12 protein-coding genes are annotated in these 11311 nt (G+C 67.9%); 4 read left to right on the forward strand and 8 right to left on the reverse strand.

Annotation, left to right across the window (positions count from 1 at the left end; translation table 11 throughout):
• On the reverse strand, nucleotides 1–239 hold a 239-nt coding region (locus tag B4L26_RS17185; protein WP_290720806.1), incomplete at its 3' end, for an isocitrate/isopropylmalate family dehydrogenase.
• Nucleotides 236–1831 (reverse strand): phosphoglycerate dehydrogenase, encoded by a 1596-nt coding sequence (serA, locus tag B4L26_RS17190; RefSeq protein ID WP_290720809.1) that lies wholly within the window; start codon nucleotides 1829–1831, stop codon nucleotides 236–238. The genes serA and B4L26_RS17185, both read right to left, overlap by 4 nt.
• Before the next feature lie 308 nt (nucleotides 1832–2139).
• Here serA and B4L26_RS17195 point away from each other — a divergent pair, with 308 nt between their 5' ends.
• Entirely contained in the window at nucleotides 2140–2799 is a 660-nt protein-coding gene (locus B4L26_RS17195) for a serine protease (RefSeq protein ID WP_290720812.1), read from the forward strand.
• An 87-nt stretch (nucleotides 2800–2886) separates the two neighbouring features.
• Here B4L26_RS17195 and B4L26_RS17200 read toward each other — a convergent pair whose 3' ends face one another.
• The 6 genes from B4L26_RS17200 to B4L26_RS17225 all read right to left on the reverse strand — a co-directional run bounded on the left by B4L26_RS17200 (nucleotide 2887) and on the right by B4L26_RS17225 (nucleotide 8799).
• Entirely contained in the window at nucleotides 2887–3489 is a 603-nt protein-coding gene (locus tag B4L26_RS17200; protein ID WP_290720814.1) for an MBL fold metallo-hydrolase, read from the reverse strand.
• A gap of 23 nt (nucleotides 3490–3512) precedes the next feature.
• Nucleotides 3513–4628, reverse strand: a complete 1116-nt coding sequence (locus tag B4L26_RS17205) for an S-(hydroxymethyl)mycothiol dehydrogenase (RefSeq protein WP_290720816.1) — start codon at nucleotides 4626–4628, stop codon at nucleotides 3513–3515.
• Nucleotides 4629–4677: 49 nt separating this feature from the next.
• Nucleotides 4678–5118: an SRPBCC family protein gene (locus tag B4L26_RS17210; RefSeq protein ID WP_290720819.1), complete on the reverse strand. Its 441-nt coding sequence runs from the start codon at nucleotides 5116–5118 to the stop codon at nucleotides 4678–4680.
• 136 nt (nucleotides 5119–5254) lie between these two features.
• Nucleotides 5255–6268 (reverse strand): ketol-acid reductoisomerase, encoded by a 1014-nt coding sequence (gene ilvC / locus B4L26_RS17215; RefSeq protein ID WP_290720820.1) that lies wholly within the window; start codon nucleotides 6266–6268, stop codon nucleotides 5255–5257.
• Nucleotides 6269–6361: 93 nt separating this feature from the next.
• Complete coding sequence (ilvN, locus tag B4L26_RS17220; protein ID WP_290720821.1) at nucleotides 6362–6862, reverse strand: acetolactate synthase small subunit; 501 nt, start codon at nucleotides 6860–6862, stop codon at nucleotides 6362–6364.
• Complete coding sequence (locus B4L26_RS17225) at nucleotides 6859–8799, reverse strand: acetolactate synthase large subunit (protein WP_290720824.1); 1941 nt, start codon at nucleotides 8797–8799, stop codon at nucleotides 6859–6861. The genes ilvN and B4L26_RS17225 overlap by 4 nt, the downstream gene beginning before the upstream one ends.
• A gap of 221 nt (nucleotides 8800–9020) precedes the next feature.
• Here B4L26_RS17225 and B4L26_RS17230 point away from each other — a divergent pair, with 221 nt between their 5' ends.
• From B4L26_RS17230 to B4L26_RS17240, 3 genes are all read left to right on the forward strand, one after another.
• A complete protein-coding gene (locus tag B4L26_RS17230) occupies nucleotides 9021–9482 on the forward strand; it encodes a PH domain-containing protein (RefSeq protein ID WP_290720827.1) in 462 nt (153 codons plus the stop codon).
• Between the two features lie 6 nt (nucleotides 9483–9488).
• Nucleotides 9489–10829, forward strand: a complete 1341-nt coding sequence (gene mgtE, locus B4L26_RS17235; RefSeq protein ID WP_290720828.1) for a magnesium transporter — start codon at nucleotides 9489–9491, stop codon at nucleotides 10827–10829.
• A gap of 123 nt (nucleotides 10830–10952) precedes the next feature.
• A partial coding sequence (locus B4L26_RS17240; RefSeq protein WP_290720830.1) for a dihydroxy-acid dehydratase occupies nucleotides 10953–11311 on the forward strand: 359 nt, incomplete at its 3' end.

The following is an 11311-nucleotide window of genomic DNA, read 5'->3' on the forward strand; positions in this document are numbered from 1 at the left end:
GGCACCTTGTCCCATTTCGGCCCCCCGACCGCGGCGAGCAGCACGGCATCGGCGGCCAGTGCCCTCTCCATGGTCGCGTCGCTGATCGCGGCCCCATGCGCGTCATAGGCGCAGCCGCCGACCAGATCCTCCTCGACCTCGAAGGGCAGGCCATGGGCGCCGAACCAGGCGATGACCTTGCGGACCTCGGCCATCACCTCGGGGCCGATCCCGTCGCCGGGAATGACGGCCAGTTTCATGACAGGTCCACCTGCTTGACCAGGCCGGCGTCCACCGAGGCGCCAATGACGGCGACCAGGTCGTCGGGCAGCACGCGATCGACGCGCAGCAGCACCGTCGCCCCCTCGCCTTCGGCGTCCTGCGACAGCGCCGCGGCCTGGATGTCGATGCCGTTCTCACCCAGAGCGGTGGCGATCTTGCCCAGCGAACCCGGCTTGTCGGCGTAGCTCACCAGCAGGTTCTGGCCTTCGGCGCGCAGGTCGAAGCTGCGGCCGTTGATGTTGACGATCTTCTCCACCTCGCGCGGTCCCGACAAGGTGCCGGAGACGTTGTGCGAGGAACCGTCGGCGAAAACAGCCTTCACGTCGACGACGCTGCGGTGGTTCGGGCTCTCCGACGCACGCGTGACCTCGCTGGACACCCCGCGGGTGGCCGCGACGTTGGGCGCGTTGACGAAGGTCACCGGCTCGTCGGTGGTGGCCGAGAAGATGCCGCGCAGCGCCGAGAGGCCCAAGACGTCGACGTTGCGCGCGGCCAGCTCGCCGCGGACGTCGACGGTGACCGAGGCCGGCACGGCGGCGCTGATCGCACCGACCATGACGCCGAGCTTGCGGGCCAGCTCCAGCCAGGGCGCGACCTCCTCGTCGACGGCACCGCCGGTGATATTGACCGCGTCGGGGACGAAGTGGCCGGCCAGCGCCAGGCGCACACTCTTGGCGACGTCGGTGCCGGCGCGGTCCTGCGCCTCGGAGGTGGAGGCACCCAGGTGCGGGGTCACGACGACCTGGTCGAGCTCGAATAACGGCGAATCGGTGCACGGCTCGGTGTTGAACACGTCCAGACCGGCGCCACGGACGTGACCGGAGGTGATGGCGTCGGCGAGCGCCTGCTCGTCGATGAGGCCGCCGCGGGCGGCATTGACGATGATGACGCCCGGCTTGGTCTTGGCCAGCTGGTCCTTGGCGATCAGACCCGCGGTCTCCGGGGTCTTCGGCAGGTGCACGGTAATGAAGTCGGCGCGCTCGAGGAGCTCGTCGAGGGTTACCAGCTCGATACCCAGCTGCGCGGCGCGCGCCGCCGACACGTAGGGGTCGTACGCGATGATCTTGGTCTCGAACGAGGCCAAGCGGGCGGCGGCCAGCTGGCCGATACGGCCGAGGCCGACGACGCCGACGGTCTTGTCGAACAGCTCGACACCGTTGAACGAGGAACGCTTCCAGGTGTGGTCCTTGAGCGTCGCGTCCGCGGCGGGCACCTGACGGGCCACCGACATGAGCAGCGCGATGGCATGTTCGGCAGCGGAGTGGATGTTCGACGTCGGCGCGTTGACTACCATCACGCCGCGCGCGGTGGCGGCCTCGATGTCGACGTTGTCCAGGCCGACGCCGGCCCGGCCGACGATCTTCAGCTTGGGTGCTGCGGCGAGCACCTCGGCGTCGACGGTGGTCGCCGAGCGCACCAGTACCGCGTCGGCGTCGACGACGGCCTCAAGCAGCTTCGGGCGGTCCGGACCGTCGACCCACCGCACCTCGACGTCGTCGCCGAGTGCCTCGACGGTCGAAGGGGCCAACTTGTCGGCAATTAGGACAACTGGGCGGCCAGCTGCGCTCACGTGTGTCTCCTGACGGCATCGCGATGATTTCGGGGATCCGAGCGCAAAGCACCCGGTACTGCGTCGAGTTTAGTGGCCGTCTAACTCCCGGTTGCAGGCGGCCGGTGGCGGACCGATAGGATGTGAGGACACTAATACCCGTGCACCGAATGTGGCCGGGTCCACTACCGCCGCCGATCACAAGACAGTCTCGGGATCGCAGGATCTGGTTACGCCGAAGTAATCGTCGGTAGTGTGGGCGTGTTGCGCACCGCGCGGGGGAGCGCTGAGAGCGATACTCGCTCCTACAACTACGAAGTGGAGACTCCATGACTCGGAAGCTGACTGCGATCTTCGCGGTCCTGGCGGCATTCATGCTGGGCGGCGTCGGTTCGGGCGCAGCGCTGGCCACACCGCCGGTCCCCCTGGGCGGCGGCTCGAGCATCCTGATCCTCAAGGGCGGCTCGTCGGCGGCGGCGTGCACGCTCACCGCCATCGGCCGGTCGAAGCACGGCAACCGTCTGATCGGCATCACCGCCGGACACTGCGGCACCCCCGGACAGCGCGTCTACTCCGAGGCCATGCAGAACCGCGGCCAGCTCGGCGAGATCACCTACTCGACCAGCGATCTGGACATGGCGATCATCGAGTTCAACAGCAATGTGGCACCGGTCCGCACCGTCCACGGCACGACGATCCGCAGCGTCGACACCGCCCCGCTGAACTTCCCGACGGTCCTGTGCAAGACGGGCCGTACCAGCGGTAAGACCTGCGGTGTGGTCTGGGCGTCCGATGCGACGACCCACTACTCGCAGATGTGCGTCATCGAGGGCGACTCGGGCGCACCGGTCACGCTGGGCACCCGCCTGGTGGGCATGGTGAACGCCTACTACTTCACCTCGTGCTTCGGACCGGAGACCGGTACCAACATCGGCCCGATCCTGCAGCGCATCGCGCGGACCAACTACGGCGGTTTCCGCCTCATCTGAGCCGCAACTCAAGGCTGACGACAACGGCCCGCCGTCTCACGACGGCGGGCCGTTGTCATGTGGTGAACCACCGCAGCGTCGGTGACGCTAACCCAGCGCAGCCTTCTCCGCTCCGATGGTGGTGTCGTCTCCGTGGCCGGTGTGCACGATGGTCTCGTCGGGCAGCCCGTAGAGGCGGTCCCGGATCGACCCCTCGAGCACCTCGCGGCTGGAGAACGACCGTCCGGTCGCGCCCGGACCGCCGTGGAAGAGGGTGTCGCCGGTGAACACGGCGCCCACCTCCGGCGCGTAGAGGCACACGCCGCCCGGCGCGTGGCCCGGGGTGTGGATCACCGTGAGCACGGTGCCACCGACCTCGATCTCCTGCCCGTCCTCCAGGTCGGCGTCCCAGGCGATGCCGGGGTGGGTCAGCTCCCACAGCGGCGCGTCGTCGGGGTGCAACCAGATCGGCGCCCCGGTCGCCTGCGCCAATTCCGGTGCGTAGCGCACGTGGTCGTCGTGGGCGTGGGTGCAGACGATGGCTTTGACCTTGCGGCCGTCGACGACGTCGAGGATGTCCTCGACCGAATGCGGGGCATCCAGGACGATGCACTCCTCGTCGTCGCCGATCACCCACACGTTGTTGTCGACGTCGAATGTTTCGCCGTCGAGACTGAACGTGCCCGAGGTGACCGCATGGTCCACGCGCACGCCCGCTCCCCCGTCGGCGGCCACTAGATCACCACCACCGAGCGCAGCACGTCGCCGTGGTGCATCTTCTCGAAAGCGGCCTCGACGTCGTCGATACCGATCTCCTCGGTGACGAACGCATCCAGGTCCAACCGGCCGTTCTGATACAGGTCGACGAGCATCGGGAAATCCCGGTTGGGCAGGCAGTCTCCGTACCAGCTCGACTTGAGCGCGCCGCCGCGTCCGAAGACGTCGATCAGCGGGATCTCCGGCACCGTCATCTCCGGGTTCGGCACGCCCACCAGCACCACGGTGCCGGCCAGGTCGCGAGCGTAGAAGGCCTGCTTCCACGTCTCCGGTCGGCCCACCGCCTCGACGACGACGTCGGCGCCCTCCGCGCCCGGGTAGTACTTGTCGCAGATCTCGGCGATCGCCTCGATCGGGTCGGTGGTCGACGAGTCGACGGTGTGCGTGGCGCCGAGTTCCTTGGCCTTGGCCAGCTTCTTGGCGTCGATGTCGACGGCGATGATCGGCATCGCACCGGCCAGTGCACCGCCGGCGATCGCCGCCACACCCACGCCACCGCAGCCGATGACGGCCAACGACTTGCCGCGCGTCGCACCACCGGTGTTGATGGCCGCGCCGAGGCCGGCCATCACGCCGCACCCGAGCAGCCCGACAGCCGCCGCGCGGGCCTGTGGGTCGACCTTCGTGCACTGCCCCGCCGCGACGAGGGTCTTCTCAGCGAAGGCACCGATCCCCAGGGCGGGGCTCAACTCGGTGCCCGCCCCCTCCCCGTCGGCGATGGTCATCTTCTGCGTCGCGTTCTTCGAGTCGAAGCAGTAGTGCAGGTCGCCGCGCTTACACGCCCGACACTGCCCGCACACCGCGCGCCAGTTGAGGATGACGAAGTCGCCCGGCGCCACCTCGGTCACGTCGTCACCGACCGCCTCGACGATGCCCGCCGCCTCATGCCCGAGCAGGAACGGGAACTCGTCGTTGATGCCGCCCTCGCGGTAGTGCAGATCGGTGTGGCACACACCGCAGGTCTCGATCTTCACGACGGCCTCACCGGGACCGGGATCGGGGATGGTGATGTTCACCGTCTCCACCGGGGCGCCCTTCGAACGTGCGATGACACCTTTGACGACCTGGCTCATGAAACGACTCCTTTGTTCCCGTATTCGTTTGGTTCTGTTCGTACTGTTCTTAACCCTCGCACGCGGCGCGCGTCTTGGACTCGGTGTAGCGGACCGCCTGATCGGTGAACGGACCGATGATGCCACCGAGGACCTTACCGGTGATACCGCCGGGCAGTTTGAAGTCGAACTCCGCGGTCAGCACCGTGGTGCCGGCCTCGTCGCCGTCGGCGAACAGCCAGGACGTGTTGGCACCCATCCCGGACACCGACTCCAGTCGGATCTTCTCGTTCTCGACCCACTCGACGCACTTCACCGTCGACTTGAGCTCCTTGGGGCCGACCTTGATGACGGTCTCGAACACCGATCCCAGGCCATGGTCCACGTCGGTGGTCGGCGCGAACCGGCTGACCCCGAACATGTAGTCGGGGACGTTCTCGTAGTTGTCGATGTAGGCGAAGACGGTTTCGCGCGGGGCTTTGATGACCATTGCGTGGTTGACCTCGGTCACGGTGGTACTCCTTACTCGAAGATCTCGGGTGGACGGGATTTCAGCGGGGTTCGTGTGCGGTCCCATGAGACCACAGACCCCCGAATCGACCGGGCATCGCTGCGCCGGTCGATTCGGGGGTGGGCTGGTGCGAGACTCAGGCGGTCTCGGTGATGGGCCGGTCGACCCAGCTCATCAGGTCCCGCAGCTTCTGGCCGGTGACCTCGATCGGGTGCTCGGCGTTCTCCTTGCGCAGCGCCTCGAGCTGCTTGTTGCCGCCCTCGACGTTGGCGACGAGCTGCTTGACGAAGGTGCCGTCCTGGATGTCGGACAGGATCTCCTTCATTCGCTTCTTGGTGTCGGCGTCGATGACGCGCGGGCCCGAGAGGTACCCGCCGAACTCCGCGGTGTCGCTCACCGAGTAGTTCATGCGCGCGATGCCACCCTCGTACATGAGGTCGACGATGAGCTTCAGCTCGTGCAGGCACTCGAAGTAGGCCATCTCCGGCTCGTACCCGGCCTCGACGAGAACCTCGAAGCCGGTCTTCACCAGCTCCTCGGTGCCGCCGCACAGCACGGCCTGCTCGCCGAAGAGGTCGGTCTCGGTCTCTTCCTTGAAGTCGGTCTTCAACACGCCGGCACGAGTGCCGCCGATGGCCTTGGCGTAGCTCAGCGCGAGCGCCTGTCCCTGGCCGGTCGGGTCCTGGTGGACCGCAATGAGCGCCGGGACACCCTTGCCGTCGACGAACTGGCGGCGGACCAGGTGGCCCGGGCCCTTCGGTGCGACCATGCCGACGGTGACGTTGGCAGGCGGCTTGATGAGCCCGAAGTGGATGTTGAGGCCATGGCCGAAGAACAGCGCGTCGCCCTCGTTGAGGTTCGGTTCGATGTCCTCGGTGAAGATCTTGGCCTGGCTGGTGTCCGGCGCCAGCAGCATGATGACGTCGGCCCACTCGGCGGCCTTGGCCGGGGTGAGGACCTTGAGGCCCTGCTCTTCCGCCTTCTCACGCGACTTCGAGTCCTCGCGCAGGCCGATCACGACGTCGACGCCGGAATCGCGCAGCGACAGCGAGTGGGCGTGGCCCTGGCTGCCGTAGCCGATGACGGCGACCTTGCGGCCCTGGATGATCGACAGATCTGCGTCGTCGTCGTAGAACTTCTCGACTGCCACAGTGGTTCCCTTCATATATGTGGCGCGGCGGTGCCGGCCGGTTGGTTGACTTCGATTGTCTCGCAGCGCCGCAGCGCTGCTGATGGCAGGGGGCTACCGATTGCTCGACATGCTCCGCGGTCCACGGCCAAGCGTGACCGCACCGGACTGGGCGATCTCACGGATCCCGTAGGGGTCGAGCATCCGCAGCAGCGCGTCCAGCTTCTCGTCGGTGCCGGTCGCCTCGACGGTCAACGACTCCGGTGCCACGTCGATGATGCGGGCACGGAACAGGTTGACGACCTCGAGCACTTCGCCGCGCTGGGAGGCGTCGGCGCGCACCTTAATCATCACAAGCTCGCGGCTGACCGAATGTGCCGGGTCCTGCTCGACGATCTTGATGACGTTGATCAGCTTGTTGAGCTGCTTGGTGACCTGCTCGAGCGGGAAGTCGTCGACCTCGACCATGATCGTCATGCGCGAGCGGCCCTTCATCTCGGTCGGCCCGACCGCCAGCGAGGCGATGTTGAACCCGCGCCGCGAGAACAGCGCCGCCACGCGGGCGAGCACGCCGGGCCGGTCCTCGACCAGGACCGAGAGCGTATGCGTCGTCACTTGCCCGCCTCCTTCGCGTCGGCGTCGGCACCTTGGACCATCGCCTCGTGGATAGCGGCCGGTTCAGCGGCCGCCTCTTCGTCGTCGAACAGCGGCCGGATGCCGCGCGCCGCCATGATCTCGTCGTTGCCGGTGCCGGCAGCCACCATCGGCCACACCTGCGCGTCAGCGCCGACGATGAAGTCGATCAGGACCGGGCGGTCGTTGATCTCGCGGGCCTTGGCGATCGTCGGAGCGACGTCCTCCTCTTTCTCCACACGCCACGCGACGCAGCCGAGCGCCTCGGCGAGCTTCACGAAGTCGGGGATGCGGCGCGAGTGCGTAGCGAGGTCGGTGTTGGAGTAGCGCTCCTCGTAGAAAAGGGTCTGCCACTGGCGCACCATGCCGAGGTTGCCGTTGTTGATCAGCGCCACCTTGATCGGGATGCCCTCGATCGCGCAGGTGGCGAGTTCCTGGTTGGTCATCTGGAAGCAGCCGTCGCCGTCGACCGCCCACACCTCGAGGTCGGGGTCGGCCATCTTGGCGCCCATCGCCGCCGGGATCGAGTAGCCCATCGTGCCGAGGCCGCCCGAGTTCAACCACGTGCGCGGCTTCTCGTACTTGACGAACTGCGCCGCCCACATCTGGTGCTGGCCGACGCCGGCGACGTAGCAGGCGTCGGGCCCGGCAGCCTTGCCCAGCTCCTCGATGACGAACTCCGGTGAGAGCGAGCCGTCAGACTGACGGTCGTAGCTCAGCGGGAAGGTTTCGCGCAGACCGTTGAGGTAGGACCACCACGCCGTCATGTCGGGCAGTGCGCCACCGGTCGCGAGCTCGGCGCGCAGCGCCTCGATCAGGTCGGCGATGACGGCCTGGCAGTCGCCGACGATGGGCACGTCGGCGGGACGGTTCTTGCCGATCTCCGCCGGGTCGATATCGGCGTGGATGACCTTGGCCCCGGGGGCGAACGAGTCGAGCTGGCCGGTGACGCGGTCGTCGAAACGGGTGCCCAGGGCGATCAACAGGTCGCTGCGCTGCAGGCCGGCGACCGCCGACACGGCGCCGTGCATGCCGGGCATGCCGACGTGTTGACGGTGGCTGTCCGGGAAGGCGCCCCGCGCCATCAGCGTGGTGACGACAGGGATGCCGGTCAGCTCGGCCAGCTCCATGAGCTGCGCCGACGCGTTCGCCTTGATGACACCGCCGCCGACGTAGAGGACGGGGGCCTTCGACGCCAGGATCATCCGCGCAGCCTCACGGACCTGCTTACCGTGCGGCTTGGTGGTCGGGCGGTAGCCGGGCAGGTCCATCTGCGGCGGCCACGAGAACGTGGTCTGTGCCTGCAGGATGTCCTTGGGGATGTCGACGAGGACCGCGCCGGGCCGTCCGCTCTCGGCGAGGTAGAACGCCTCGGCCATGATCCGGGGGATGTCGGCGGCGTTGCTGACCAGGAAGTTGTGCTTGGTGATCGGCATGGTGATGCCGGAGATGTCGGCCTCCTGGAAGGCGTCGGTACCGATGAGTCCACGGCCGACCTGGCCGGTGATCGCGACGACCGGGACCGAGTCCATCTGGGCGTCGGCCAGCGGCGTCACCAGGTTCGTCGCACCCGGACCCGACGTCGCCATCATGACGCCCGCGCGACCGGCGATCTGCGCGTACCCGGTCGCGGCGTGCCCGGCGCCCTGCTCGTGGCGGACCAGGACGTGGCGGACCTTCTGCGAGTCCAGCAGCGGGTCGTAGGCGGGCAAAATCGCACCGCCGGGGATGCCGAAGACCACGTCGACGCCGAGCTCCTCGAGCGAGCGGACCACCGACTGGGCTCCACTGACCCGCTCGGGGGCCACCGTCGAGGTGTGGGAGGTGCGCAAGGTCCCACCGGCCGGCGACTTGGTGCGCAGCGTCTCAAACGTCTGTGCGGAGTCGGTGCCGATGGCGTCTGCTGTCGGAGCGCTCACGAGGATGCTTCCTTCTCGGTTACTACTGGGTATGTGTGGGCAACAAAAAACCCTCGACAGCCGTGGCTGAGCGAGGGGCGCGTCGATCGTGACGGGGGTCTACGAAGTGACCGGTCAGGCGACGCGCCGACCGAGTACTACGAGGATCCCGTTGTTCATCACGACACAACCCTAAGACCGTGCTGTGCGGCTAGTCAAACCGGGCGGTGCACAATGGTCGGGTGGCCGCCCCAGATGACACCGAAGACTCTCGCACCCACCCGGATCCGGAAGGCTCATCCGCGCCGCTGGTGATCCGCCTGTCCGGCGTCGCCCACCTGAGCGCCATCGGCGTCTTCGTCATCGCGCTCATCTTCGCCGGGGTCAACATCGCATATCTCTGGTGGCTCCTGCTCGCGCCGATCGTGCTGGTGTTCTGGATCCGCCGCCTGCGAACCGTCGTCGACGACGACGGGATCACCGCGGTACGCACGTTCCGCACCGACCGCGTCGCGTGGGCCGATCTGCGCCACCTGCAGTTCCCCAAGTGGTCGGCCGCCCGCGCGGTGACGAACCTCGGCGACAAGGTGCCGCTCCCGGCGGTCGGCTTCCAGGACCTGCCGGTCATCTCCGTGCGCAGCGGTGGCCGCGTCCCCGATCCCTTCGCCGCGTACGAGGAGTCCCTCCGCGACGAGGAGCAGTAGCCCGATATGACCGCCGAGACGACCGACCGCACGCTCGACCAGGATCTCCGCGACGGCCGTCTCGCCCCGGCCTCGGCGTTCCTCAACGACCTCGCGCCCCCGGAGGCGGCAGCTCTGCTCAAGCAGCTGCCGCCGAAACTGAGCACCATCGGGTTTCGATTGCTGAGCAAAGGCCTGGCCTTGGAGGTCTTCGACGACCTCGACGCCGACACGCAGGCCGACCTGATCGGTCTCCTCGGCTCGGCGGAGGTGGCGGTGGCGTTCGAGGCGCTCGACCCCGAAGACCGCGCCGAGCTGCTCGACGAGTTGCCCGCGTCCGTCGCCAAGGGTCTGGTCCGCACCCTCTCGCCGCAGGAGCGCGAACTCACCGCGGTGGTGCTCGGCTTCCCGCGTGGATCCCTCGGCCGCCGTATGAGCCCGGAGTTCATCCACGCCTTCACCGACGACGACGCCGCGGCGGTCCTCGACCGCGTGCGGGCCCGCGGGCACCAGGTGTCCTCCATCTACATCGTCCCGGTCCTCGACCGGTCTCGACGCCTGGTCGGCGTGGTGAGTCTGCGCGACCTGCTACTGGCCGAACCGTCGGCGACTGTCGACGAGTTGGCAAAGACCCCCATCTACGCGCACGCCGACGACGACGCCGAGACCACCGCCGGGCGTTGCGTGGACCGCGGGATCTCGGCGATGCCGGTCGTCGACGGGGAGGACCGGCTCGTCGGCGTTCTGACACTTGACGATGCGATCGAGATCGTCGATGCCGCGCGCGACGAGGACGAGGCCCGTGCCGGCGCGCGCGAGCCGTTGCGGGAGTCCTATCTGTACGCGTCGATCTTCACGATCACCCGCTCGCGTGTCGTGTGGTTGTTCGTGCTCGCCGTCTCGGCGATCCTCACCGTCAACGTGCTCGAGATCTTCGAGGGCACCCTCGAGCAGAAAGTCGCGCTGGCCCTGTTCATCCCGCTGCTCACCGGCATCGGCGGCAACACCGGTTCGCAGGCCGCGACGACGGTGACGCGCTCGCTGGCTACCGGCGAGGTCGCCCCGCGCGACGTCGGCCGGGTGGCCGGGAAGGAGATTCGCGTCGGCCTCACCATGGGCACTGCGCTCGGCGCAGTCGGCTTCGCCGTCGCGTCGCTGGTGTACGGACTCGATATCGGCACCGTGATCGGACTGACCATCGTGTCGGTGTGCACCATGGCCGCCACCGTCGGCGGCATGATGCCGCTGCTCGCCAAGACCATCCGGGTGGACCCGGCGGTGTTCTCCACGCCGTTCATCTCGACGTTCTGCGACGCGACCGGGCTCATCATCTATTTCATGATCGCCAAGACCGTGCTGGGCATCTGAGTCCGGCCGCCGAACACGCGGGAATAACGCCGTGCGCAGGGGCGTAAACTCAGATCAGTACCGGGTTCGGCGCCAGCCCGCCCCGATCCCCCTGATACCCACCACCGATAGTTCGAGGACACCATGCCAGCCTTGCGGTCCCGCACCACCACCGTCGGCCGGGAGGCCGCCGGCGCCCGCGCCCTGTGGCGCGCCACCGGGATGACCGACGACGATTTCGGCAAGCCGATCGTCGCGATCGCCAACTCCTACACCCAGTTCGTCCCCGGCCACGTGCACCTCAAGAATGTCGGCGACATCGTCGCCGAAGCGGTGACGGCCGCTGGTGGCGTGCCGCGCGAGTTCCACACGATCGCCGTCGACGACGGGATCGCCATGGGCCACGGCGGCATGCTGTACTCGCTGCCCAGCCGCGAGATCATCGCCGACTCCGTCGAATACATGGTCAACGCGCACACCGCCGACGCGCTGGTGTGCATCTC

The sequence above is a fragment of the Gordonia sp. UBA7599 genome, assembly GCA_002477755.1.
Classification (GTDB): domain Bacteria; phylum Actinomycetota; class Actinomycetes; order Mycobacteriales; family Mycobacteriaceae; genus Gordonia.

Coding starts and splice junctions, on each gene's coding strand:
- mgtE (WP_290720828.1), top strand. CDS start 9,489: ATGACCGCCGAGACGACCGACCGCACGCTCGACCAGGATCTCCGCGAC.
- B4L26_RS17195 (WP_290720812.1), top strand. CDS start 2,140: ATGACTCGGAAGCTGACTGCGATCTTCGCGGTCCTGGCGGCATTCATG.
- B4L26_RS17205 (WP_290720816.1), bottom strand. CDS start 4,628: ATGAGCCAGGTCGTCAAAGGTGTCATCGCACGTTCGAAGGGCGCCCCG.